Genomic DNA, 24,428 nt, shown 5'->3' on the forward strand with positions numbered 1-24,428 from the left:
ACATTTGCGAAAGCTTTGTGGATAACCAAATTGGTCGTTCGATAAGTGACACCAACCAGAAATATGGCGGGATAAGTCGGCGCATGAGGACCCGGATTCACCTCGCTTACTGTGAGGAAATCTGCCCGATATTGCCGCGCGGCACCGTTGTCGCTTTGAAGATCGCATAACAGGCCAGTCCGGGACGCAGCTGCAACTCTTCCGCGGCGCGGGCGGTCACGCGGGCCAGCAATCGGTGCGTGCCCAGGCGCAGTTGCACAGCCACCCCAGGGCCGTCGCCGCGATGCAGGCTGTCCACGGTCACCGGCAGGATATTGCGCGATGACAACCCGCGTGGTGGGTCAAGCGCGATCAGAAGATCCTGCGCCAACACCCTGATCCTGAGGGAGGTTCCGACCTCGGCCGCAACCCCCGGCAACAACAGATCGCCCGCGCCGGTATCCAGCCGGGTCAGCCCGTCCTCATCGTGCTGGGCCACGGTCACGTTTAAAATCGCGCCCGCTTCGCGCACGCCGACAAAAGGCAGAACCCCGGGGTCGCTCAGCACCTCGGCAGCGGGGCCATCCCGCACCACCTGACCGGCTTGCAGGATCACAAGATGATCGGCCAGCCGGGCCACTTCGGCGACGGAATGGCTGACATAGACAATCGGCACCTGAGCTTCAAAGCGCAACGCCTCGAGATAGGGAAGGATTTCGTCTTTGCGCGGACCATCGAGCGCCGCCAATGGTTCATCCATCAACAAAAGATCGGGTTGGGACAGCAAGGCGCGCGCCAGCGCGACCCGTTGCTTTTCGCCCCCCGACAGCCCACCCGGGCGGCGCGACATCAGGTCTTCAAGCCCCAGAAGGCCAATAACCTCGGCCTCGCGTGCGGTGTCGTGCGGGCTGGGCGCGAACCGTGCACCGAACCGGATATTGCCCGCCACATCCATATGCGGAAACAACCGACCGTCCTGAAAAACATAACCAATCCGACGGTTGCGCGGCGGCAGATGGATGCCCGCCGCGCGATCAAACAAGATTTTGCCATTCAGGGTGATCCGGCCCAGATCGGGCTGAATAAGCCCCGCAATCGCATTAACGATGGTGGTTTTCCCCGATCCCGACGGGCCAAACACCGCCGTAATCCCGTCGCGCGAGGCGAAATCCGCCTCAATCCGGAAATCCCCCTGGGAATGGGTCAGTTGCACCTCAAGGCTCATCCCCGGCCAATCCTTTCGGCGACCCGCCGGGCCAGCCATTCCGAGATCAGCACGGCCCCAAGCGCGACGATGATCGACAGCACCACAAGCCGGATCGCGCTGCTTTCGCCGCCGGGCACCTGAAGGAAGGCGTAAATTGCAGAAGGCAGCGTCTGGGTTTCTCCGGGGATATTGGCGACGAATGTGATCGTGGCCCCAAATTCGCCCATCGCCTTGGCAAAGCCCAGCACGGTTCCGGCCAGAATACCGGGCACGATCAGCGGTAACGTGACAAGGCGGAACCCGGCCACGCGGCCCGCGCCCAATGTACTGGCGGCCTCTTCCAGCTTGGGATCGACCGCTTCAATCGCCAGCCGTATCGCCCTGACCATCAAGGGAAAACCCATGATCGCCGCCGCCAGCGCCGCGCCGGTCCAGCGGAAGGCAAGGATCAGGCCGAACGTTTCTTCCAGAAACCGGCCCGCAGGTCCGTTGCGCCCGAACAGGACCAACAGCAGGTAACCCGTGACGACAGGTGGCATCACGAGGGGCAAATGCACCAGCGCGCTGAGCATGGATTTGCCAATAAATTCCTTACGCGCCAACACCCACGCCACCCAAACTGCCAGGGGCAGGCTGAGGATCACCGCGACCAGCGAAACCTGCAGCGACAGGGTCAGCGCCGCCCATTCTTCGGGGCGCAAGGTCATTGCGAGGGTCCCATCGCCACGAACCCATGCTGCGCGAACAGGGCCTGCCCTGCCCGGGATCGCAAAAACGATGCAAACTCATTGGCCTGTTGGGCGCCTTCTCTGTCCAGGACAAGCATGGGATACGCGATTGGGTCATGCATCATGGGCAGCACCGCGTGCACTATATCGACATCAGGCTCGGCAGCCGCATCACTGGCATAGACCACCCCCAAAGGCGCCTCACCCCGCGCCACAAGGGCAAGGGCCGCGCGCACATTCTCGGTTTCGGCCAGCCGGGACCGGATGAGTGGCCAAAGCCCGGCACGCTCAAGCCATTGACGGCCATAGATGCCGGCCGGAACCCCAAGAGTATTCCCAATCGCCAGCCGCCCATCGCCCAGCCGCGCATCCAGATCATCAAGCTGCAAAGGCAGGCTCCCGCTTGGCCCTATGACAACAAGCTGGTTAGATGCGATGGTTTCCAGGTGCACCCGATCTGGCAGGGTGCCCTGTGCTTGCAGCCAATCCATCCACTCCTGATTGGCCAGTATGACGATATCGGCAGGAGCACCCTGAGCCACTTGTCGCGCGATCAAACCGCTTCCGCCGTAAGACACGACCACGTCGCCATCCCACTGCTCTGACGCTGCGTCCAGAACATCCTTCAGCGACGCCGCGGCAAAAACCGTCACACGCTCGTCCGCCATGCCCTGTAGCGGCATCAGGATCAGCACACAAACCGCTGCGAGGCTTCGGGAAATCGCGTTCATGGGCCAAGTATTTCGCATGGGCCAGAGCGGTGCAAGAGCGTTTGCTAATCCATAACAAAGCGCGAAAACACACAAAAACCAAATTTGACTAGCATTGTAACAAAACTTACATCATTATGTATTGTAACAATGAAACGACCGAGCAGACCAATAAAGGTAAAGGGCAGAGGCGCCCAATGAACCTACATAGCGTGAAACAGAAACCGATCTCTCTACTGAACAACGACAAGCGTGACGTGCGCACGCAGTTTTCGGCGCTGTGCTATCGCATGGTGCGCGGCAGACCCGAGATATTGTTGATCACCTCCCGTCGCTCGGGACGCTGGATTCTGCCCAAGGGCTGGCCGATGGACGGCAAAACCCCGTCGGAAAGCGCCATGATCGAAGCCTGGGAAGAGGCTGGCGTGATCGGCAAGGTCAGTCCAAAATGCCTTGGTCTTTATTCCTACCACAAGGAAATCAGCCCTGAGGAAGACCTGCCTTGTGTCGCCATGGTCTATCCGATCCGCGTCAAATCACTGGCCAGCAAATACCCCGAAGCGGGCGAGCGCAAACGCAAATGGCTGCGTCCCAAACAGGCCGCCGAACGCGTCGCAGAACCCGAACTGGCCCATATCTTACGGAAATTTGACCCCGATCTGATTTGATCAAACCGGCTCTTCCCCTTGATTTCCCTAAGGGCGCGGTTAACTATTCGGCGACTTCTGGAATGGGGCCTCCCGATGATTCAGTTCACGCTGAAATGCGACAATGACCACCAGTTCGACAGCTGGTTTCAGTCCTCCGAGGCGTTTGACAAGCTGCAAAACGCCGGGATGGTGGCATGTGCTGTCTGTGGATCTCAGCACGTGGAAAAAGCGATCATGGCACCACGCATTCAGGACAGCCGCACCCGTTCCGCCGCCCCTGCCGAAACTGCCCCGCTGAGCGCACCACAAAGCCCGGCGGAACAGGCACTGGCCGAGATGCGCCGCAACATTGAAGAAAATTCGGAATATGTCGGGCTGAAATTCGCACAGGAAGCACGTGATATGCATGTCGGGGACGCGCCCGAACGCGCCATTCATGGCGAGGCCGGCCCGGAAGAAGCCAAGGCCCTGATCGAAGAGGGCGTGCCCGTCACGCCCCTGCCCTTCATACCGGGTCGCAAGACGAACTAGACATAGATTCCAAGACAAGGATTCAACAGATGCATGTTCTGATCACCGGCGCCAATCGCGGCATCGGCCACGCCATGGCCGAAGGATACCAAGCGCGCGGTGACCAGGTGACCGGCACCTCGCGCAGTGGCGGCGAGTGGGCACAACTGGATGTGACCGACCCCAAGCAACACGCCGCACTGGCCCATCAACTGGACGGGCGTGCCATTGATCTGTTGATCTGCAATGCAGGTGTCTATCCGGACAAGGGGCAGCAACTGGCCGATGGCTATCCGGCACAGATGTGGGCCGATGCCTTTGCGACCAATGTGACAGGTGTTTTCCTGACCGTTCAGGCGCTTCTGCCGAACCTGCAGCACTCTGAAAACGCAAAAATTGCCATTATCTCCAGCCAGATGGCCAGCCACACCCGCGCGCCCGGTGGCAGCTATATCTACCGCGCATCCAAGGCCGCTGTGCTGAATCTGGGGCGCAATCTGGCCTCTGATCTGAAACCGCTGGACATCGCCGTGGGCATCTATCACCCCGGTTGGGTACGGACCAATATGGGCGGCAGCGGTGCCGATATCAGCCTGCATCAGTCCAGCGAGGGGTTGATCGAGCGGTTCGATGCGCTGAGCCTTGCGACGACCGGGTGTTTTGAAACCTGGGACGGCCGCCCCCACGCCTATTAAGGCGCATTTCTATTGCCCTTGGCTGCCCGGCGGCGTAAATCCCGCGCAATCAAGGTTTCAGGACGCATCTCATGCCTATCCTCGTTATGAAATTCGGTGGCACCTCGGTGGCCAATATCGACCGCATCCGCCGCGCTGCCAAGCGCGTGGGCGTCGAGGTTGCCAAGGGCTATGACGTGATCGTCATCGTCTCGGCCATGTCGGGCAAGACGAATGAACTGGTGGGCTGGGTCAATGACACCTCGCCGATGTTCGACGCGCGCGAATATGACGCCGTTGTCAGCTCGGGCGAGAATGTCACCGCCGGGCTGATGGCGCTGACCTTGCAGGAAATGGACGTGCCCGCCCGCAGCTGGCAGGGCTGGCAGGTGCCGCTGAAAACCAGCTCGGCGCATTCTGCCGCACGGATCGAAGAAATCCCGACCGACAATATCAACGCCAAGTTCGGTGAAGGCATGCGCGTGGCCGTCGTGGCGGGTTTCCAGGGGATCAGCCCCGAAGGCCGCATCACCACGCTGGGCCGGGGCGGATCAGACACCACCGCCGTGGCCTTTGCCGCAGCCTTCGGGGCCGAGCGCTGCGATATCTACACCGATGTGGACGGGGTCTACACCACCGACCCGCGCATCGCCTCGAAAGCGCGCAAACTGGACAAGATCGCGTTTGAAGAAATGCTGGAACTGGCCTCACTGGGGGCAAAGGTGCTGCAAACCCGCTCGGTCGAGCTGGCGATGCGCTATAATGTGAAACTGCGCGTGCTGAGCAGTTTCGAGGAACAATCGGATGAGGCGGGCACATTGGTCTGCGCCGAGGAGGAAATCGTGGAATCAAATGTTGTGAACGGCATCGCCTATTCCCGGGACGAGGCCAAGATGACGTTGGTGTCGGTCGCCGACCGTCCGGGCATCGCCGCGGCCATCTTCGGGCCCTTGTCCGAGGCTGGGGTGAACGTGGATATGATCATCCAGAACATCGCCGAAGAAGGGCGCACCGACATGACCTTTTCCTGCCCCACCGATCAGGTGAAACGCGCGGAAAAAGCCCTGAACGACGCCAAGGACGCCGGTGAGATCAACTATCACGATCTGATCGCCGATATGGACGTGGCCAAAATCTCGGCCGTGGGCATCGGCATGCGCAGCCAGTCCGGCGTTGCCGCCAAGATGTTCAAAACACTCAGCGACGAAGGCGTGAACATCAAGGTCATCGCCACGTCCGAGATCAAGATCTCGGTGCTGATCGACCGCAAATACATGGAACTGGCCGTACAGGCCCTGCATGATGTGTTCGAGCTGGAGAAGGCGGGATAGCTGACCCTAACGGACCTCCACGCCTGACCTGACCGCACCGCGCCGCAAATTGTCGAGCGCAATCCTGTCCTGATGGCGAAACACGATCAGCAGGACACAGGCCGCAAAGGTGATGATCGTCGGGTAGAAAACGTGTGAATTGAACACGATACGATCCACGCCGCTGATGTACCAACGGTAGGGATCGACGATCGCCCACCAGACGCTGGCCGCCGTGAACCCATGAATAAGCGCCTGCAGCGGCAGCACATAGCGCCGCCACAGCCCGATCACGCACAGCACACCGATCACCACCTGCGCGGCCCCGATGCCATATCCCAGAATGACATTTGTAGTCGCATCGAGATCGACATTACGCCCCACGCCAAAGGGGGCTTTTGCCTCAACAATGGCGCGCAAACCAACCCAGACCAGCAGGAACCCGGTGGCCACGCGCAAAAACAGCAGGCTGAGACGTTGAGCAAACATCGACGTCAAAAAACGATCCGTCATCACAATCGGCTCCATAAGGGACAACTGGGCTGGGCCAGACACTATCGCGCAATTGCCAGGGTCCGCATCACTCTTTTGTGTGTAGTCCGCACTCAGGGCGCGACAGGCCGCGAGCACACCTGATGCCACTGCCTACATGTCGGGCAATCAGGAAGAGAATGCCGTTATTTCAGACAGTTCACCAGATAAGACCGAAATTCCCGTTCCCCTGATCTGCAACCTGTGATTTAACCGGTGCGGCCCGGGGAAAAACCCCGGCACAAAGGGGGACCGGCCGATATGGCGCAGGGACGCGAAACAGACAGTCGAAAGCTGCTTGGGCGGCTGCGCGAGGTCATGGCCGACGATGCCGGCGGTCAGACCCGTCTGGATCAGATCACCCAGCTGATTGCGGGTGAGCTGAATTCGGACGTGTGCTCGATCTACCTGTTTCGCGATGAAGACACGCTGGAACTCTGTGCCACCGAGGGCTTGAACCCCGAATCCGTCCACCAGACCCGCATGCGGCTGGGTGAGGGGCTTGTGGGCCGCGTGGCGCGCACCGGCGCGATCATGAACACCGATGATGCGCCCAACACGCGCGGCTTCCGCTATATGCCGGAAACCGGGGAAGAGGCGTATTCGTCCTTCCTGGGCGTCCCGATCCAGCGGTTGGGCGAAATGCTGGGCGTGCTGGTCGTCCAGTCCAAGGACACCCGCACCTATTCCGAAGACGAGGTTTACGCCGTCGAAGTGGTCGCCATGGTTCTGGCCGAAATGACCGAGCTGGGCGCATTTGTCGGCGAAGGAGCGGCCCTGTCTGCACGCCACCAACAGCCGGTTTTGTTCAATGCCACGACCGGACAGGAGGGGGCTGCGCGCGGCCATGTCTGGCTGCATGAACCTCGCGTGGTGGTCACCAATCCCTTTGCCGACGACCCGGCGCGCGAGTTGGAGCGGCTGAACGAGGCCGTTGAGGAATTGCGGGTGGGCGTCGACAAGATGCTGTCCACAGCCGCCGGGGGCGACAAGGAACAGCTTCAGGTGCTTGAGGCCTACCGGATGTTCGCCAATTCCAAGGGCTGGATGCGGCGCATGGAAGAAGATATTGGCCGGGGCCTGAGCGCCGAGGCGGCTGTCGAAAAAGAGCAATCCACCGCCCGCTCCCGCATGGGTCAGGTGACGGATGCCTATCTGCGCGAGCGGCTGCATGATCTGGACGATCTGTCCAACCGCCTGCTGCGCATCCTGACCGGGCAAGGCAGCGAAACCGGTGCGGAAATGCCCGCCGATCCGATCCTGATTGCCCGCAATATCGGCCCTGCGGAACTGCTGGATTACGGCCGTAGTCTGAAGGGGATCGTGCTGGAAGAAGGCTCGGTCGGCTCTCACGCGGCGATCGTGGCCCGTGCGCTGGCGATCCCGCTGGTGATCCATGCGGACCGCATCACCAACGAGGCGCTGAACGGCGATTTCATCCTGGTGGACGGCGAACAGGGCGTGGTGCACCTGCGCCCTGACGACACGGTCATCAGTGCGTTTCGTGACAAGATGGCAATGCAGGCGCAGGCGCAGGAGCGCTATGCCTCGATCCGCGAGAAACCGGCTGAAACCCTGTGTGGCGCCAAAATCGAGTTGCATATGAATGCCGGGCTGATGGCCGACCTGCCCAGCCTGAACAGTTCGGGTGCCGAAGGTGTGGGCCTGTTCCGCACCGAGCTGCAATTCCTGGTGCGCTCCAAGATGCCCAAACGGGCCGAACTGTCCGAGCTTTACGCCCGCGTGATGGACGCCGCCGGGGACAAGCGCGTGGTGTTCCGCACGCTCGACATCGGCTCGGACAAGGTACTGCCCTATATGAAAGCCACGGACGAGCCGAACCCGGCGATGGGCTGGCGCGCGATCCGTGTGGGATTGGACAAACCCGGCGTGATGCGGATGCAGTTGCAGGCGCTGGTACGCGCCGCCAAGGGCCGCCCCTTGACGGTGATGTTCCCCTTTATAGCCCAGATGGAAGAGTTTTCAGCAGGCCGCGCCGAAATGGACAAAGCCATCGAACGCGAGCGGATTCTGGGCCATCCCCTGCCCGAAAAGATCGACGTGGGCGCGATGTTGGAAACACCCTCGATGGCCTTTGCCCCTGACAAGTTTTACGACGACGTAGGGTTCCTGTCGATCGGCGGGAATGACCTGAAACAGTTCTTCTTTGCCGCGGATCGCGAGAATGAACTGGTCCGGCGGCGCTATGACACGCTGAATGTCAGTTTCCTGACCTTCATCGAGCGGATTGTCGAACGTTGCATCCGCACCAACACACCGCTGTCGTTTTGCGGCGAGGATGCAGGCCGCCCGGTTGAGGCGGCGTGTTTTGCCGCCATCGGGCTGCGCTCACTGTCAATGCGCCCGGCCTCGATTGGCCCGGTAAAATCCATCCTGCGGCGCAGCAATCTTCAGGAGTTGCGCAAGGTGATCCACGACGCCCGCCACCGCGGCGATCAATCGGTGCGCCCGGCGGTGATGGAGTATCTGCGCGGCAAGCTTTAGCGCGAACCGACGAGGATTTGCCCACACATTAGAACCAGGCCGACGGGTTAAGCCCCATTCCGGAACGACCGGGCGGGCTTGAACGCTCGCTGACAGAACGCGGAGGCAACCTGACGCCAACGCGGCATACGCCTTGTCAAAAACTCTGTTTCTTCAATTGTGAAGGTTCTGCGCTGGCCGAAGCACTGTTCGCAATATGACAACAGGGGCATGCTCTTGCCGGTATTTTGCCATGTTTTCGCCACGTTTCGCGCCCAAAAAACATGGACTCGCCGCATTATGGAATTATGCCATGTCTGGCGCGGGAACACCGATTCAAACAAAAGGTCTTTAGCATGGCTGAGATATCACCTGATCGCGACGCAGCATCGACGGAAGCGAAATCCGCCGATGAACTTATCCGCGCGGTCATGAGCGATCAGAAACGAGTGGTGAGCCGCAACGCCCTGCCAGATCTGGAGCCGGTGCCGGAAGAGATCGACCCGCGCGAGGCCAAGCGCGCCCGGAAGATCCTTGCCGCCGCGCAAAAGGGCAAACATCCGGGCCTGCGCGATCGCATCAGCAGCCGCATCACGGGGTATCGCCCGCGTGTCAAACACATCCTGCTGGCCGCTCTGGCCCTGGTGATGTTCTTCCGGCCATGGTTGATTCCGGGGCTGTTATTCGTCGCGTTCTGGGTCGTTCTGGTGGCCTATCTGACCATGGGGCATGACCGGATGGTCGAGATTATCTCGAACGGATGGGACCGCTTTGTGAAACGTTATCCCAAACGGGCCGAAAGACTGCGTCAAAGGGCAGATCGCTTTGCCTTGAAGTTTGACGCCATGCTGGACCGTCTGCCCGACAGCTGGGCCGAGAAACTGGCCCTGCCCGATCTGTCGCAACCCAGCAAGCCGGATGAAAGCCTGGACGAACGCCCCGATCCGTTTGACCGTCTGAGACAGCCCGAAGTCTATCGCGGCTGATCCCGCGCTCACAGACAAACAAACCGGGCGGATCAACCCTTGAATTCACCCGGCACTGCGCGTATGTCGCACCATCAGACACGGCAACAAAAGACGGCGCACATGGCACGCACTAATCCGCTTCAGTTTATTCAACAGGTCCGCTCGGAAGTGTCCAAGGTGGTTTGGCCCACCCGGCGCGAGGTCCTGCTGACCACGGTTATGGTGTTTATCATGGCCGCGCTGACAGCGGTGTTCTTCGCCCTGGTCGACATGATCATCCGCGGCGGGCTGAATGGCATTCTGGGGATCTTCGGCTAAACCACGCGGGTTTTTGCCCAGCTGACCCCTTGAAAAAAATGCCAATGGGCGGTAACTCACAGCTCACCTAGGAATGTGGCGCGCGGCGATTCGAGTTGCGCGCCGATTTTTTGTTTCCGGGGCCCAAGGATAGACTAACTTTAAATCCTTGGGATAAAACGAAATTCTGACCTTCGGGTTGGGCAGAAAAAGGCATGGATCTCAGATGGCAAAACGGTGGTATTCGGTCAGCGTGCTCTCGAATTTCGAGAAGAAGATCGCCGAGCAGATCAGGACATCCGTCGAAGAGCAGGGTCTTGAAGACCAGATCGACGAAGTGCTGGTGCCAACCGAAGAAGTGATCGAAGTACGCCGCGGCAAGAAAGTCACCGCCGAGCGTCGTTTCATGCCCGGCTATGTGCTGGTGCATATGGAAATGTCCGATCAGGGCTATCACCTGATCAACTCGATCAACCGCGTCACCGGGTTTCTGGGGCCGCAGGGCCGCCCGATGCCGATGCGCGATGCCGAGGTGAACGCGATCCTCAACCGCGTGCAGGAGGGCGAAGATGCGCCGAAACTGCTGATCCACTTTGAAGTGGGCGAGAAGGTCAAGGTCAATGACGGCCCGTTCGAAGATTTCGACGGCATGGTCGAGGAAGTCGACGACGAGAACCAGCGCCTGAAGGTGACCGTGTCGATCTTTGGCCGCGAAACCCCGGTCGAACTGGAATACACGCAGGTTACCAAACAGACCTGATTACCTTAGTGTGCTGTGCAGACAAAGCGGACATCTGATGCTGGGTGTCCAGACCATCGTCAGCCCCCGGGATGGCGATCCAACATAAGTTTAGGAGCACTTTATCTCCGCCAAACCCGCACTCAGAACGAATGGCGCGCATCCATCTGATCAATCGCCAGCCCAAGCAGGGGGGCTGACGATGGCCCGGGGCCTGCGGCCTGTTAACCGGGCTGAGGCGCAGGCCTGAATGGCAAAAACGGGGACGGAGCTGCTACTCACCGTCCGGCTAAATTACTGGAAGTTTGCACTTGGAGACCGTAGACACTTGGGCATGTCAAAAGTGAACGTCTCGTTAGATAGTAAGGCAAACCTTTGGGGCGGATGCTCAGCAGGGGAGGCTGGTTATATCGACAGCAGCATCTGTTCTTTGGCCGCCAAGGCGCGTTCGGTAGTCTTTAACGAAGATGGAGCAGACTTCTTTTTATTATCAGATGCTGCTGTTGGCGTAGTTTCAGTTCTGTGGGAGCCAACTGCCCCAACGAAAGACAGGTGCGCAATTGTCACGCGCGCAGACGTTGATCGTTCCCGTTTGCTGCAATTCATGCGGGAAGTATTTGGGCATGATGTAAGCATCGTAGTGTACCCCGACGAATACGAAATTGAATAGCTGAACGCTGCAAATCAAGTTGCGAATTTCATGTTGCTTTGGGCTCAAAGCCGTCATTCACTGCAAATCCACTGTCTCCTTGCAATAGCCCCGCATTACGAGTATCCCGCGCCAGTCGCCTCTCGGGGTGACTCGTCCATGTGGGAGGCGCGGCGATCGCGATCGTTCAAACCTGACCACATCAACATAGGCTAAGGGACGCGTCCCAAAGCTGTTTGAAAAGGAGATGGCCCATGGCCAAGAAACTCGCTGGCACGATGAAATTGCAAGTGCCTGCCGGTCAAGCAAACCCCTCCCCGCCGGTCGGTCCGGCGCTGGGTCAGCGCGGCATCAACATCATGGAATTCTGCAAGGCGTTCAACGCCAAGACGCAGGACATGGAGCAAGGTGCGCCCTGCCCCACCGTGATCACCTATTATCAGGACAAGTCCTTTGACATGGACATCAAGACGCCGCCTGCGTCTTACTACCTGAAAAAGGCCGCCAAGCTGAAATCCGGTGCAAAAACACCCAGCCGTGAAACAGTTGGCACAGTCACCGCCAAGCAACTGCGCGAAATCGCGGAAGCCAAGTGGAAAGACCTGAACGCAAACGACGTCGAAGCCGCGATGAAAATCATTGCCGGTTCCGCACGCTCCATGGGCATCGAGGTGAAGTAAGATGGCAAAACTTGGAAAACGCACCCGCGCCGCGCGCGAGGCCTTTGCAGATCAGAACAATGTGACCGTCGAAGAGGCCGTTGCCCTGGTCAAAGGCAACGCCAATGCGAAATTCGATGAAACCGTCGAGATCGCCATGAACCTCGGTGTTGACCCGCGTCACGCCGACCAGATGGTCCGCGGTGTTGTCGGTCTGCCCAACGGCACCGGCAAAGACGTGCGCGTCGCTGTCTTCGCCCGCGGCCCCAAGGCCGAAGAGGCACAGGCCGCTGGTGCCGATGTCGTTGGTGCCGAGGATCTGATGGAAACCGTGCAAGGCGGCAAGATCGACTTTGATCGCTGCATTGCAACCCCCGACATGATGCCGATCGTCGGTCGTCTGGGCAAAGTGCTTGGCCCCCGCAACCTGATGCCGAACCCCAAAGTGGGCACGGTGACCATGGATGTGGCCGACGCCGTGAAAGCGGCCAAAGGCGGCGAAGTGCAGTTCAAAGCCGAGAAAGCCGGTGTCGTGCATGCCGGTGTTGGCAAAGCGTCCTTTGACGAAGCCAAGCTGGTCGAGAACGTTCGCGCCTTTGTTTCGGCCGTGAACAAGGCCAAGCCGTCGGGTTCCAAAGGCACCTATGTCAAGAAAATCTCGCTCAGCTCGACCATGGGTCCGGGCGTGGCGATTGCTGTCGATAACGCCACCGAGGCGTGAGCCGACGACACTAAAGAGTTATGATTCGGGAAAAGGCGGGGTCTTGGCACCTCGCCTTTTCTTTTGGCCACCGAAGCCATGTGCTTCTTGTCCTGCGCCACAGCCGCATGCCCTCATAAGGCATGCAAGCCTGCACGGCCCCAATAATGCTCGGGCTTCGCCCGCATTTTGCCGGATTCACCCATTAACCAGAATGAGAGGGCTCGCGTGTTATGGCGAGGTCTCGGGTGCGTAACGAGAAACAACTTTGAGGTGCGTCTGGGCTGGACGCGTGCGAGTATGCCAACAACATTTAATGTCATTTCCCTTGGAAACTTTGCCAGTATAGACACTGTCGAAGGCAATACGAATGCGGAGAATGCCGCCTCTCTGGTCGGGCAAACCTTTGGTGGGGTCGGCGACTCGCTGGTCAATGATGTCCAGAGCTTTTCCAGTACGGGCGCAGGGTTCGGCGGCGGCAACGCCACCGCCTATGATCAGAACAATAACGCCTCGAACGATACGTTCTCGATTGATGGAGGCCCGGCGCAAACCTTTGATTCCTCGGTCGTCTACAACGCCACGATCACCTACATTGATGGCACTACTGCCAACATTACGGCCGTCGTATTTCAAGACACCGCCGGGAACACCTACCTTGCCCCCGAGTTTTCGGCCAATGCGGACCAGACAGCGTTGGAAGCCGGGGCGATCCGCTCGCTCACGCTCAACAGCCTGAGCGGCAGCAACTTCTCCGGTATGACCGGCAATCGTCAGACGTTCAATTTCGTCACCTGCTTCACCAGCGGGGCGATGATCGCCACCCGCGACGGAGAGGTGAAGGTCGAGCAACTTGAAGTGGGCGATCAATTGATGACGCGCGATCACGGCCCCCAGCCTATTCGCTGGATCGGAACCGCCAAGCGCATTGCCATGGCCAACCATATGCCCGTGCGGATCACCGCAGGGGCCCTTGGAATGGCGTTGCCCTCACGCGACCTGGTCGTGTCACAACAACACCGGATGCTGGTCAGTTCGGTGATCGCACGCCGGATTGCGGGCGCACAGGAAGTGCTGATCCCGGCGAAGAAACTGATCGGCTTGCCCGGCATCGACTATGCCCGCAACATGTTGTCGGTGACCTATTATCATCTTCTGCTGGATCGTCATGAAGTGATCTTTGCAGAAGGCGCCCCGACCGAGTCGTTGATGACCGGCCCCATGGCCCGCTGCGCCATCGGGTGCGCGGCGGTGAGGGAAATCCGGGATCTGTTCCCGGAATTGCTGCTTTCGGCCAGCTATCCTGCGCGGATCATTCCCAAGGGACATCAGATGCGCAACCTGATCGCGCGACACGCCAAAAACACGAAGCCGCTGCTGCAGTTCTGAAAAGATCGGCGGGAAACCGGCAATTTCTTCAAAAAACTGCGGCTTGGGGCTTGGCAACGGGCCGATCTGAGACTAGTTACCCGATAGCTCTAGAGCGCGTGATTCGTCCCGCGCTCTTTTGCGTTTCGTCCGAGATGGCGGGTTGGGGCAAAACTCCCCGATAATTCCTGCCTGAGACGGGATCAGACCAGATTGACCGAAGGCTTTGTCTTCGTGCGGTTCGGGCGTCCCGTTTGAAGGACCCAACCGCCGGAGCAATCCGGTAAGACTGAGCCGGAGGGAAACCTCCAAATTTGGAGTAAAACTGTGGATAGAGCCCAGAAAGAGAAAGTGGTCGAGGAACTCGGCCAGATCTTCGAAAGCTCTGGCGTCGTCGTGGTAGCCCACTACGCCGGTCTGACAGTTGCGGAAATGCAGGATTTGCGGGCCCGTGCCCGCGAGGCCGATGCATCGGTTCGTGTTGCCAAAAACAGGCTCGCCAAAATCGCCCTGGATGGGAAGCCCTGCGAAAGCATTGCTGACCACCTGACGGGTATGACCGTTCTGACCTTCTCGGAAGACCCTGTGGCAGCCGCCAAAGTCTCCGAGAAATTCGCCAAGGACAATGACAAATACGTCATCCTGGGCGGGGCTATGGGTGAGACGGCACTTGACCGCGCCGGTGTGAAAGCCGTGTCCGACATGCCCTCGCGTGAAGAGCTGCTTGCTCAGATCGCTGGTATGCTGGGCGCACCTGCTTCCAACATCGCCGGGGCCATTGGCGCACCTGCAAGCAACATCGCGAGCATCGTTTCGACCATCGAAGAGAAGGCCGAAGCGGCATAACGCAACTGACTTGATCGGCGTCGGGGGTTGAACACCTGACGTTGGAACACATCTAGGAAAACGGAAAGAGCTGATAAAATGGCTGATCTGAAAAAACTCGCTGAAGAGATCGTGGGTCTGACCCTTCTCGAAGCACAAGAACTGAAAACCATTCTGAAAGACGAGTACGGCATCGAGCCCGCCGCTGGCGGCGCTGTGATGATGGCCGGTCCTGCCGGTGGCGACGACGCTGCTGGTGGCGGTGCCGAGCAAACCGAATTCGACGTCATCCTGAAAGCGGCTGGCGACTCGAAGATCAACGTCATCAAAGAAGTCCGCGCCATCACTGGCCTGGGTCTGAAAGAAGCCAAAGAGCTGGTCGAAGCCGGCGGCAAAGCCGTCAAAGAAGGCGTCGACAAAGCCGAAGCAGAAGAGGTCAAGGGCAAGCTGGAAGCAGCTGGCGCCGAGGTCGAACTGAAGTAATCGCTTCCGGGGTAACCCGGACGAAAATCGTAGGCTGGGTCCGGATTTCCGGGCCCAGCCGAACCTGTCTCAGAGAGGCCCTGTTTCGTGATGCGGGGGTTTTCTAAGGCGAGGTTCTTATGATCGGGTGGCCTCTGGTGGGACAGAGGCCGAGAATGGATCAGACCCAAGCCGTCTCGGATGAATGCGGTGCCGCAGCCCAACGGTGCGCGCATTCAGTGAGATAAGAAAGGTGACCAGACACATGGCGCAATCCTATATCGGCCAGAAACGTCTTCGTAAGTATTTCGGCAAAATTCGGGAAGTTCTCGACATGCCGAACCTGATTGAAGTTCAGAAATCCTCGTACGATCTTTTCCTCAACTCCGGTGATCAGCCTGATCCGATGGATGGCGAGGGCATCAAAGGCGTGTTCCAATCGGTCTTCCCGATCAAGGATTTCAACGAAACCAGCGTGTTGGAATTCGTTGATTACGAGCTTGAAAAGCCGAAATATGACGTCGAAGAATGCATGCAGCGCGATATGACTTACAGCGCCCCGCTGAAGGTAACCCTGCGCCTGATCGTGTTTGATGTCGACGAAGATACCGGCGCCAAATCGGTCAAGGACATCAAGGAACAAGACGTATTCATGGGCGATATGCCTTTGATGACCCCGAACGGCACCTTCGTGGTCAACGGCACCGAACGTGTGATCGTCAGCCAAATGCACCGCTCGCCCGGTGTGTTCTTTGATCATGACAAGGGCAAAACCCACGCCTCGGGCAAACTGCTGTTTGCCTGCCGCATCATTCCCTATCGCGGCTCGTGGCTGGATTTTGAATTTGACGCCAAGGATATCGTGTTTGCGCGCATCGACCGTCGCCGCAAGCTGCCTGTGACCACCCTGCTTTACTCGCTGGGGCTGGACCAGGAAGACATCATGAATGCCTATTACAGTACGGTCGATTACAAGCTGAAAAAGAAGAAGGGCTGGGTCACCAAGTTCTTCCCCGATCGTGTGCGCGGTACCCGCCCCACTTTCGATCTGGTGGATGCGAAATCGGGCGATGTGATTGCCGAAGCGGGCAAGAAAGTCACTCCGCGCGCGGTCAAGCAACTGATCGACGACGGCAAGGTCACCGATCTGCTGGTCCCTTATGACCAGATCGTCGGCAAATTTGTCGCCCGCGACATCATCAACGAAGAAACCGGCGCGATCTATGTCGAGGCGGGTGATGAGCTGACGCTGGAATATGACAAAGAGGGCAATGTCACCGGCGGCACCCTGCAAGAACTGGTCGAAGCGGGCATCACCGATATCCCGGTGCTGGATATCGACAATGTCAATGTCGGCCCCTACATGCGCAACACAATGGCCGCCGATAAGAACATGAACCGCGAAACCGCCCTCATGGACATCTACCGCGTCATGCGTCCGGGCGAACCGCCCACCGAAGAAGCGGCCTCGGCCCTGTTCGACACGCTGTTCTTTGATAGCGAACGCTATGACCTGTCGGCCGTTGGCCGGGTGAAAATGAACATGCGCCTCGCGCTGGACAAACCCGATACCCAACGCACGCTGGACCGCGAAGACATCGTGGCCTGCGTCAAGGCTCTGGTAGAACTGCGCGACGGCAAGGGCGATATCGACGATATCGACCACCTTGGGAACCGCCGCGTGCGTTCGGTTGGCGAGCTGATGGAAAATCAGTACCGCGTCGGCCTGCTGCGCATGGAGCGCGCGATCAAAGAGCGTATGTCGTCGGTCGAAATCGACACGGTGATGCCGCAAGACCTGATCAACGCGAAACCCGCCGCGGCCGCCGTGCGTGAATTCTTCGGCTCCTCGCAGCTGTCGCAATTCATGGACCAAACCAACCCGCTGTCCGAAGTGACGCACAAACGCCGCCTGTCGGCGCTTGGGCCGGGCGGTCTGACTCGCGAACGGGCCGGTTTTGAGGTGCGCGACGTGCACCCGACCCACTATGGTCGGATGTGCCCGATTGAAACGCCGGAAGGGCCGAACATTGGTCTGATCAACTCGCTGGCAACCTTCGCCCGCGTGAACAAATACGGCTTCATCGAAACGCCCTATCGCAAGGTTGTGGACGCGCATGTGACCGACGAGGTGGAATACCTCTCGGCCACGGAAGAAATGCGTCACACGGTGGCTCAGGCGAACGCCACGCTGGACGAAAACGGCAACTTCATCAACGACTTGGTCTCGACCCGTCAATCCGGCGATTACATGCTGGCCTCGCGTGATGCCGTTGATTTGATTGACGTATCTCCCAAACAGCTGGTGTCGGTTGCGGCCTCGCTGATCCCGTTCCTTGAAAATGACGACGCCAACCGCGCTCTGATGGGCTCGAACATGCAACGTCAGGCGGTTCCCACGCTGCGCTCCGAAGCGCCGCTGATCGGCACCGGGATCGAGGGCGTCGTGGCCCGCGATTCAGGCGCGGCCATTCAGGCCAAACGCGCCGGCATCATCGACCAGGTCGATGCGGCCCGGATCGTTGTGCGCGCCACCGAGGATATGGAAATCGGTGACCCCGGCGTTGATATCTACCGGATGCGCAAGTTCCAGCGTTCGAATCAGAACACCTGTATCAACCAGCGCCCGCTGGTGAAGGTGGGCGATATGGTCACCAAAGGCGAAGTCATCGCCGATGGCCCCTCGACCGATCTGGGCGAACTGGCCCTGGGTAAAAACGTGGTCACCGCGTTCATGCCCTGGAACGGCTACAACTTTGAGGACTCGATCCTGATTTCCGAGCGGATCGCGCGCGATGACGTCTTCACCTCGATCCACATCGAGGAATTCGAGGTTGCCGCCCGGGATACCAAGCTTGGGCCAGAAGAGATCACCCGCGACATCCCGAACGTCGGCGAGGAAGCCCTGCGCAACCTCGACGAAGCGGGCATCGTCTATATCGGTGCCGATGTGGAGCCGGGCGATATCCTTGTGGGCAAGATCACACCGAAGGGCGAAAGCCCGATGACGCCGGAAGAAAAGCTTCTGCGCGCCATCTTTGGTGAGAAAGCCAGCGACGTACGCGACACCTCGCTGCGCGTGAAGCCGGGCGACTTCGGCACGGTTGTCGAGGTGCGCGTCTTTAACCGCCACGGTGTGGAAAAAGACGAACGTGCCCTGCAGATCGAGCGGGAAGAGGTCGAACGCCTCGCCCGTGACCGCGACGACGAGCTGGCGATCCTTGATCGCAACATCTATGCCCGTCTCAGCGGTCTGATCATGGGCAAAACCGCCGTGAAAGGCCCCAAAGGTGTCAAAGCCAATTCCGAGATCACCGAGGAATTGCTGGAAACGCTGACCAAGGGCCAATGGTGGCAGCTGGCGTTGAAAGACGAGAAAGACGCCCAGATCGTCGAAGCCCTGAACGAGCAATACGAGGCGCAAAAGCGCACTCTGGACGCGCGTTTCGAGGATAAGGTCGAAAAAGTCCGTCGTGGCGACGATCTGCCCCCCGGCGTGATGAAGATGGTCAAAGTGTTCATCGCGGTGAAGCGCAAGCTGCAGCCCGGTGACAAGATGGCCGGTCGTCACGGCAACAAGGGTGTGATTTCCAAGGTCGTCCCGATGGAAGACATGCCGTTCCTCGCCGATGGGACCCCGGTTGACTTCTGTCTGAACCCGTTGGGCGTTCCCAGCCGGATGAACGTCGGTCAGATTCTGGAAACCCACATGGGTTGGGCCGCACGCGGTCTGGGCGTGAAAATCGACGAGGCGCTGCAAGAGTATCGCCGCTCGGGCGATCTGACCCCGGTTCGCGAAGCCATGCGCATTGCCTACGGCGAAGATGTCTACGAAGAAGGCATCGCTGGCATGGAAGAGAACGCGCTGGTCGAAGCGGCCGGCAACGTCACCCACGGTGTTCCCATCGCCACGCCCGTCTTTGACGGCGCGAAAGAGGCCGATGTGAACGACGCGCTGAAACGTGCGGGCTTTGACGAGAGCGGTCAGTCGATCCTCTTTGATGGTCGTACCGGTGAACAGTTCAGCCGTCCGGTGACGGTGGGTGTCAAATACCTGCTGAAACTGCACCACCTCGTGGATGACAAGATCCACGCGCGCTCGACCGGGCCGTACTCGCTTGTTACGCAGCAGCCGCTGGGTGGTAAGGCGCAGTTCGGTGGTCAGCGCTTCGGGGAAATGGAGGTCTGGGCGCTGGAAGCTTACGGCGCCGCCTACACCCTGCAGGAAATGCTGACCGTCAAATCGGACGACGTGGCCGGACGGACGAAAGTCTATGAAAGCATCGTCAAAGGCGAGGACAATTTCGAGGCCGGTGTACCGGAATCGTTCAACGTTCTGGTCAAAGAAGTCCGCGGCCTCGGCCTGAACATGGAACTCCTGGATGTGGAGGAGGATGAGTGACGCCAAAGGCGGGGTGAACCCCGCCCGACGCAAACTCCATAGGCCGGGTTTCAACCCGGCATCTTCTCAAGCTTCCCTTTCAAGGATTTGAAAATGAACCAGGAACTGACAAACAACCCGTTCAACCCCGCCGCCCCGGCGAAAGTGTTTGACGAAATCAAGGTCTCGCTTGCGTCCCCTGAGCGTATTCTCTCGTGGTCGTATGGCGAGATCAAAAAGCCCGAGACCATCAACTACCGGACGTTCAAGCCCGAGCGTGATGGCCTGTTCTGTGCGCGTATCTTTGGCCCGATCAAGGATTACGAATGCCTGTGCGGCAAATACAAGCGCATGAAGTATCGCGGCGTTGTCTGCGAGAAATGCGGCGTGGAAGTCACCCTGCAAAAGGTCCGTCGCGAGCGTATGGGCCATATCGAACTGGCCGCCCCCTGCGCGCATATCTGGTTCCTCAAGTCGCTGCCCAGCCGCATCGGCCTGATGCTGGACATGACCCTGCGCGATCTTGAGCGGGTTCTCTACTTTGAGAACTACGTGGTGATCGAACCCGGCCTGACCGACCTGACCTATGGCCAGATGCTGTCGGAAGAAGAGTTCATGGATGCGCAAGACGCCTATGGCATGGACGCTTTCACCGCAAATATCGGTGCCGAAGCCATCCGCGAGATGCTGCAGAACATCGACCTTGAGGCCGAAGCCGAACAGCTGCGCGCCGATCTGGCCGAAGCCACAGGCGAATTGAAGCCCAAGAAGATCATCAAGCGTCTGAAAGTCGTCGAGTCCTTCCTCGAGTCGGGCAACCGCCCCGAGTGGATGGTCATGACCGTCATTCCGGTCATCCCGCCAGAGCTGCGCCCGCTGGTGCCGCTGGATGGGGGCCGTTTTGCGACCTCTGACCTCAACGACCTTTATCGTCGTGTGATCAACCGGAACAACCGCCTGAAGCGCCTGATCGAGTTGCGCGCACCCGATATCATCGTGCGCAACGAAAAGCGGATGCTGCAGGAATCGGTGGATGCGCTGTTTGACAACGGCCGTCGTGGCCGCGTGATCACCGGAGCCAACAAGCGCCCGCTGAAATCGCTATCTGACATGCTGAAAGGCAAGCAGGGCCGCTTCCGTCAGAACTTGCTCGGCAAGCGCGTCGACTTTTCCGGTCGCTCGGTCATCGTGACCGGCCCGGAACTGAAGCTGCATCAATGTGGTCTGCCCAAGAAGATGGCCTTGGAACTGTTCAAGCCGTTCATCTACTCGCGGCTGGAAGCCAAAGGCATGTCCTCGACCGTGAAACAGGCCAAGAAGCTGGTGGAAAAAGAGCGCCCCGAGGTGTGGGATATCCTGGATGAAGTGATCCGCGAACATCCCGTCATGCTGAACCGCGCGCCCACCCTGCACCGTCTGGGCATTCAGGCGTTTGAACCCGTCCTGATCGAAGGTAAAGCGATCCAACTGCACCCGCTGGTCTGCTCGGCCTTCAACGCCGACTTCGACGGTGACCAGATGGCCGTGCACGTGCCCCTCAGCCTTGAGGCACAGTTGGAAGCCCGCGTGCTGATGATGTCGACCAACAACGTTCTGTCGCCTGCCAACGGTGCACCGATCATCGTGCCTTCGCAGGATATGGTTCTGGGCCTCTACTATGCCACGATTCAGCGTGACGGCATGAAGGGTGAAGGCATGGTCTTTGCCAATGTCGACGAGGTGCAACATGCGCTCGACAGCGGCGAGGTGCATATGCATGCCAAGATCACCGTGCGCCTGCCTCAGATCGACGACGAGGGCAACGAGGTCTTTGAACGCTTTGAAACCACGCCAGGCCGCGCCCGTCTGGGCGCATTGCTGCCGAAGAACTCGAAGGCACCGTTCAGCCTGGTGAACAAGCTCTTGCGCAAGAAAGAAGTGCAGAACGTGATCGACACGGTCTACCGCTACTGCGGTCAGAAAGAGAGCGTGATCTTCTGTGACCAGATCATGTCCATGGGCTTCAAGGAAGCCTTCCGTGCCGGCATCAGCTTTGGCAAGGACGATATGGTCATTCCCGACACCAAGTGGACCATCGTGGAAGAAACCCGCGACCAGGTGAAAGGGTTTGAACAGCAGTACATGGACGGCCTGATCACCCAGGGTGAGAAGTACAACAAAGTGGTCGACGCCTGGTCGAAATGTAACGATCAGGTCACCGATGCCATGATGGGTACGATTTCGGCCGAGAAGGTCGAAGACGGGGCCGTGATGGAGCCGAACTCGGTCTACATGATGGCGCACTCCGGTGCCCGTGGCTCGGTCACGCAGATGAAACAGCTGGGCGGGATGCGGGGCCTGATGGCCAAGCCGAACGGCGACATCATCGAAACGCCGATCATCTCGAACTTCAAGGAAGGTCTGACCGTTCTTGAATACTTCAACTCGACCCACGGTGCCCGGAAGGGTCTGTCGGATACCGCTCTGAAAACCGCCAACTCGGGATACCTGACCCGCCGTCTGGTGGACGTGGCGCAGGATTGCATCGTTCGGGACCGTGATTGCGGCACCGAGCGCGGCATCACCGCCGAGCCCGCCGTCAGCGATGGCGAGGTCGTGGCCTCCCTGTCCGAGCGTATCCTGGGCCGTGTCGCTGCCGATGACATTCTGCATCCGGCGGATGACACCGTGATGGTCAAACGCGGCGAGCTGATTGACGAACGCATGGCCGATGCGGTCGAAGAGGCAGGTGTGCAAACCACGCGCATGCGCTCGCCTCTGACCTGCGAGGCCGAGGATGGCGTTTGCGCCATGTGCTATGGCCGCGATCTGGCACGGGGTACCATGGTCAACCAGGGCGAAGCGGTGGGCATCATCGCCGCGCAGTCCATCGGTGAACCCGGTACCCAGCTAACGATGCGGACCTTCCACATCGGCGGCGTTGCACAAGGTGGCCAGCAAAGCTTCCTCGAAGCCAGCCAGGAAGGCACAATCGTGCTGGAAAACGCCCAGACGCTGAAAAGCGCCAAGGGTGACACGCTGGTCATGGGCCGCAACATGAAGCTCAAGATCATGGGCGACAAGGACAAGGAACTGGCCAGCCACAAGGTGGGCTATGGCTCGAAACTGTTTGTCAAAGAGGGTGCCAAAGTGGCCCGCGGCGACAAGCTGTTCGAGTGGGATCCCTACACCCTGCCGATCCTTGCCGACAAAGACGGGACCGCCAAGTTCGTCGACCTGGTCAGCGGCACAGCCGTGCGCGATGTGACGGACGATGCCACCGGCATGACCCAGAAGATCGTGATCGACTGGCGCACCGCCCCCAAAGGCAACGAGCTGAAACCAGAGGTTCTGGTTGTTGGTGCCGATGGCGAGCCTGTGCGCAACGATGCAGGCAACCCTGTGACCTATCCGATGTCGGTGGATGCCATTCTGTCGGTGGAAGACGGTCAGGAAATCTCGGCCGGTGACGTCATCGCACGGATCCCCCGCGAAGGTGCCAAGACCAAGGACATCACCGGTGGTCTGCCGCGTGTGGCCGAACTGTTCGAGGCCCGTCGTCCCAAGGACCACGCCATCATCGCCGAAATCGACGGTTATGTCCGTTACGGTCGCGACTACAAGAACAAGCGCCGTATCAGCATCGAACCCGCCGATGACAGCATGGAGCCGGTGGAATACATGGTGCCCAAGGGCAAGCATATTCCGGTTCAGGAAGGCGACTATGTGCAGAAGGGGGATTACATCATGGATGGCAACCCTGCCCCCCATGACATCCTTTCCATCATGGGCGTCGAGGCGCTGGCCGATTACATGATCGACGAAGTGCAGGACGTCTATCGTCTGCAGGGCGTGAAGATCAACGATAAGCATATCGAAGTGATCGTGCGCCAGATGCTGCAGAAATGGGAAATCCTGGACAGCGGTGAAACCACGCTTCTGAAAGGCGAACATGTCGACAAGGCCGAGTTTGACGCCGCCAATGAAAAGGCAGTGGCCAAAGGCGGCCGCGAGGCCAAGGGCGAGCCGATCCTGCTCGGCATCACCAAGGCGTCGTTGCAGACCCGGTCCTTCATCTCGGCGGCCTCCTTCCAGGAAACCACACGCGTTCTGACCGAAGCCTCGGTACAGGGCAAACGCGACAAGCTGGTGGGCCTGAAAGAGAACGTCATCGTGGGCCGTCTGATCCCTGCCGGGACAGGTGGTGCCACACAGCAGATGCGCCAGATCGCTCAGGGCCGCGACAATGTCGTGATCGAAGCCCGCCGCGAAGAGGCCGAAGCCGCCGCTGCTCTGGCCGCCCCTGCGGCTGACGATGTGGTTGGTGGTGACGCGTTCGACAATCTGGTGGAAACACCCGAAAGCCGCGAAGACTGAAACCTCTGACATGAGTTGAGAAAGGCCCTGCCAAATGGCGGGGCCTTTTTCGTTCCGGTGTCTTGATGGCCCCCGCTGTGACAAACTGCCACAATGCTTTTTTTCAGGCCTCGGGTGAAACGCGACGTCGACAGACGGAAACATGACGATTTTGCCCTGTTTCTTGGGATATGAAACCTATATCAAAGCGCAAGAATTCTTGTGAGGGGAGTCGCCACGCGGCTCCCGGTCAATTTAGGGA

At 59.3% G+C, this 24,428-nt stretch carries 20 protein-coding genes; 16 read left to right on the plus strand and 4 right to left on the minus strand.

Annotated features, from left to right (window positions below; translation table 11 throughout):
* Positions 1-106: 106 nt before the first annotated feature.
* From modC to modA, 3 genes are read right to left on the minus strand one after another with little or no spacing between them, the layout of a single operon-like run.
* Positions 107-1,204 (minus strand): molybdenum ABC transporter ATP-binding protein, encoded by a 1,098-nt coding sequence (modC, locus tag V6N02_RS12545; protein WP_371225945.1) that lies wholly within the window; start codon positions 1,202-1,204, stop codon positions 107-109.
* Positions 1,201-1,893 (minus strand): molybdate ABC transporter permease subunit, encoded by a 693-nt coding sequence (gene modB, locus V6N02_RS12550; RefSeq protein ID WP_371225946.1) that lies wholly within the window; start codon positions 1,891-1,893, stop codon positions 1,201-1,203. Before modB ends, modC begins: the two co-directional genes overlap by 4 nt.
* Complete coding sequence (gene modA, locus V6N02_RS12555) at positions 1,890-2,645, minus strand: molybdate ABC transporter substrate-binding protein (protein ID WP_371225947.1); 756 nt, start codon at positions 2,643-2,645, stop codon at positions 1,890-1,892. The genes modB and modA overlap by 4 nt, the downstream gene beginning before the upstream one ends.
* A gap of 176 nt (positions 2,646-2,821) precedes the next feature.
* Between modA and V6N02_RS12560 the strand changes: the two genes are divergently transcribed.
* The 4 genes from V6N02_RS12560 (at position 2,822) to V6N02_RS12575 (ending at position 5,789) form a co-directional block, all read left to right on the plus strand.
* Positions 2,822-3,292: an NUDIX hydrolase gene (locus tag V6N02_RS12560; RefSeq protein ID WP_371225948.1), complete on the plus strand. Its 471-nt coding sequence runs from the start codon at positions 2,822-2,824 to the stop codon at positions 3,290-3,292.
* 75 nt (positions 3,293-3,367) lie between these two features.
* Positions 3,368-3,805, plus strand: coding sequence for a DUF1178 family protein (locus tag V6N02_RS12565; protein ID WP_371225949.1), 438 nt, complete (start codon positions 3,368-3,370; stop codon positions 3,803-3,805).
* Positions 3,806-3,834: 29 nt separating this feature from the next.
* Positions 3,835-4,479, plus strand: a complete 645-nt coding sequence (locus tag V6N02_RS12570; RefSeq protein WP_371225951.1) for an SDR family NAD(P)-dependent oxidoreductase — start codon at positions 3,835-3,837, stop codon at positions 4,477-4,479.
* 71 nt (positions 4,480-4,550) lie between these two features.
* Positions 4,551-5,789: an aspartate kinase gene (locus V6N02_RS12575; RefSeq protein ID WP_371225952.1), complete on the plus strand. Its 1,239-nt coding sequence runs from the start codon at positions 4,551-4,553 to the stop codon at positions 5,787-5,789.
* 6 nt (positions 5,790-5,795) lie between these two features.
* On the opposite strand, the gene V6N02_RS12580 is transcribed toward V6N02_RS12575, so the two are convergent.
* A complete protein-coding gene (locus tag V6N02_RS12580; protein ID WP_371225953.1) occupies positions 5,796-6,281 on the minus strand; it encodes a hypothetical protein in 486 nt (161 codons plus the stop codon).
* A gap of 279 nt (positions 6,282-6,560) precedes the next feature.
* On the opposite strand from V6N02_RS12580, the gene ptsP reads away from it, so the two are divergent.
* From ptsP to rpoC, 12 genes are all read left to right on the plus strand, one after another.
* Positions 6,561-8,804 (plus strand): phosphoenolpyruvate--protein phosphotransferase, encoded by a 2,244-nt coding sequence (gene ptsP / locus V6N02_RS12585; protein WP_371225954.1) that lies wholly within the window; start codon positions 6,561-6,563, stop codon positions 8,802-8,804.
* A gap of 335 nt (positions 8,805-9,139) precedes the next feature.
* On the plus strand, positions 9,140-9,769 hold the full coding sequence (locus tag V6N02_RS12590; RefSeq protein ID WP_371225955.1) for a hypothetical protein: 630 nt from the start codon (positions 9,140-9,142) through the stop codon (positions 9,767-9,769).
* Between the two features lie 102 nt (positions 9,770-9,871).
* Entirely contained in the window at positions 9,872-10,069 is a 198-nt protein-coding gene (gene secE, locus V6N02_RS12595; protein WP_371225956.1) for a preprotein translocase subunit SecE, read from the plus strand.
* A gap of 205 nt (positions 10,070-10,274) precedes the next feature.
* Positions 10,275-10,808, plus strand: a complete 534-nt coding sequence (nusG, locus tag V6N02_RS12600; RefSeq protein ID WP_371225957.1) for a transcription termination/antitermination protein NusG — start codon at positions 10,275-10,277, stop codon at positions 10,806-10,808.
* A gap of 313 nt (positions 10,809-11,121) precedes the next feature.
* The gene (locus tag V6N02_RS12605) at positions 11,122-11,457 is read left to right on the plus strand and encodes a hypothetical protein (protein WP_371225958.1); all 336 of its coding nucleotides are present in this window, start codon (positions 11,122-11,124) and stop codon (positions 11,455-11,457) included.
* Positions 11,458-11,690: 233 nt separating this feature from the next.
* On the plus strand, positions 11,691-12,116 hold the full coding sequence (rplK, locus tag V6N02_RS12610; RefSeq protein ID WP_371225959.1) for a 50S ribosomal protein L11: 426 nt from the start codon (positions 11,691-11,693) through the stop codon (positions 12,114-12,116).
* A 1-nt stretch (position 12,117) separates the two neighbouring features.
* Positions 12,118-12,816: a 50S ribosomal protein L1 gene (rplA, locus tag V6N02_RS12615; protein WP_371225960.1), complete on the plus strand. Its 699-nt coding sequence runs from the start codon at positions 12,118-12,120 to the stop codon at positions 12,814-12,816.
* Between the two features lie 279 nt (positions 12,817-13,095).
* On the plus strand, positions 13,096-14,184 hold the full coding sequence (locus V6N02_RS12620; RefSeq protein WP_371225961.1) for a Hint domain-containing protein: 1,089 nt from the start codon (positions 13,096-13,098) through the stop codon (positions 14,182-14,184).
* Between the two features lie 306 nt (positions 14,185-14,490).
* The gene (gene rplJ, locus V6N02_RS12625; RefSeq protein WP_371225962.1) at positions 14,491-15,009 is read left to right on the plus strand and encodes a 50S ribosomal protein L10; all 519 of its coding nucleotides are present in this window, start codon (positions 14,491-14,493) and stop codon (positions 15,007-15,009) included.
* Between the two features lie 78 nt (positions 15,010-15,087).
* Entirely contained in the window at positions 15,088-15,471 is a 384-nt protein-coding gene (gene rplL / locus V6N02_RS12630) for a 50S ribosomal protein L7/L12 (protein ID WP_371225963.1), read from the plus strand.
* Between the two features lie 244 nt (positions 15,472-15,715).
* A complete protein-coding gene (gene rpoB / locus V6N02_RS12635) occupies positions 15,716-19,852 on the plus strand; it encodes a DNA-directed RNA polymerase subunit beta (RefSeq protein ID WP_371225964.1) in 4,137 nt (1,378 codons plus the stop codon).
* A 93-nt stretch (positions 19,853-19,945) separates the two neighbouring features.
* Complete coding sequence (gene rpoC / locus V6N02_RS12640) at positions 19,946-24,187, plus strand: DNA-directed RNA polymerase subunit beta' (RefSeq protein ID WP_371225965.1); 4,242 nt, start codon at positions 19,946-19,948, stop codon at positions 24,185-24,187.
* The last annotated feature ends 241 nt before the right edge of the window (positions 24,188-24,428 follow it).

The organism is Roseovarius conchicola (assembly GCF_041403425.1).
GTDB classification, from domain to species: Bacteria; Pseudomonadota; Alphaproteobacteria; order Rhodobacterales; family Rhodobacteraceae; genus Roseovarius; species Roseovarius conchicola.

Coding starts and splice junctions, on each gene's coding strand:
- nusG (WP_371225957.1), top strand. CDS start 10,275: ATGGCAAAACGGTGGTATTCGGTCAGCGTGCTCTCGAATTTCGAGAAG.
- V6N02_RS12605 (WP_371225958.1), top strand. CDS start 11,122: ATGTCAAAAGTGAACGTCTCGTTAGATAGTAAGGCAAACCTTTGGGGC.
- V6N02_RS12620 (WP_371225961.1), top strand. CDS start 13,096: ATGCCAACAACATTTAATGTCATTTCCCTTGGAAACTTTGCCAGTATA.
- ptsP (WP_371225954.1), top strand. CDS start 6,561: ATGGCGCAGGGACGCGAAACAGACAGTCGAAAGCTGCTTGGGCGGCTG.
- rplL (WP_371225963.1), top strand. CDS start 15,088: ATGGCTGATCTGAAAAAACTCGCTGAAGAGATCGTGGGTCTGACCCTT.
- rplA (WP_371225960.1), top strand. CDS start 12,118: ATGGCAAAACTTGGAAAACGCACCCGCGCCGCGCGCGAGGCCTTTGCA.
- V6N02_RS12590 (WP_371225955.1), top strand. CDS start 9,140: ATGGCTGAGATATCACCTGATCGCGACGCAGCATCGACGGAAGCGAAA.
- modC (WP_371225945.1), bottom strand. CDS start 1,204: ATGAGCCTTGAGGTGCAACTGACCCATTCCCAGGGGGATTTCCGGATT.
- V6N02_RS12570 (WP_371225951.1), top strand. CDS start 3,835: ATGCATGTTCTGATCACCGGCGCCAATCGCGGCATCGGCCACGCCATG.
- modA (WP_371225947.1), bottom strand. CDS start 2,645: ATGAACGCGATTTCCCGAAGCCTCGCAGCGGTTTGTGTGCTGATCCTG.
- rplK (WP_371225959.1), top strand. CDS start 11,691: ATGGCCAAGAAACTCGCTGGCACGATGAAATTGCAAGTGCCTGCCGGT.
- modB (WP_371225946.1), bottom strand. CDS start 1,893: ATGACCTTGCGCCCCGAAGAATGGGCGGCGCTGACCCTGTCGCTGCAG.
- V6N02_RS12580 (WP_371225953.1), bottom strand. CDS start 6,281: ATGACGGATCGTTTTTTGACGTCGATGTTTGCTCAACGTCTCAGCCTG.
- secE (WP_371225956.1), top strand. CDS start 9,872: ATGGCACGCACTAATCCGCTTCAGTTTATTCAACAGGTCCGCTCGGAA.
- rpoB (WP_371225964.1), top strand. CDS start 15,716: ATGGCGCAATCCTATATCGGCCAGAAACGTCTTCGTAAGTATTTCGGC.
- V6N02_RS12560 (WP_371225948.1), top strand. CDS start 2,822: ATGAACCTACATAGCGTGAAACAGAAACCGATCTCTCTACTGAACAAC.
- V6N02_RS12575 (WP_371225952.1), top strand. CDS start 4,551: ATGCCTATCCTCGTTATGAAATTCGGTGGCACCTCGGTGGCCAATATC.
- V6N02_RS12565 (WP_371225949.1), top strand. CDS start 3,368: ATGATTCAGTTCACGCTGAAATGCGACAATGACCACCAGTTCGACAGC.
- rpoC (WP_371225965.1), top strand. CDS start 19,946: ATGAACCAGGAACTGACAAACAACCCGTTCAACCCCGCCGCCCCGGCG.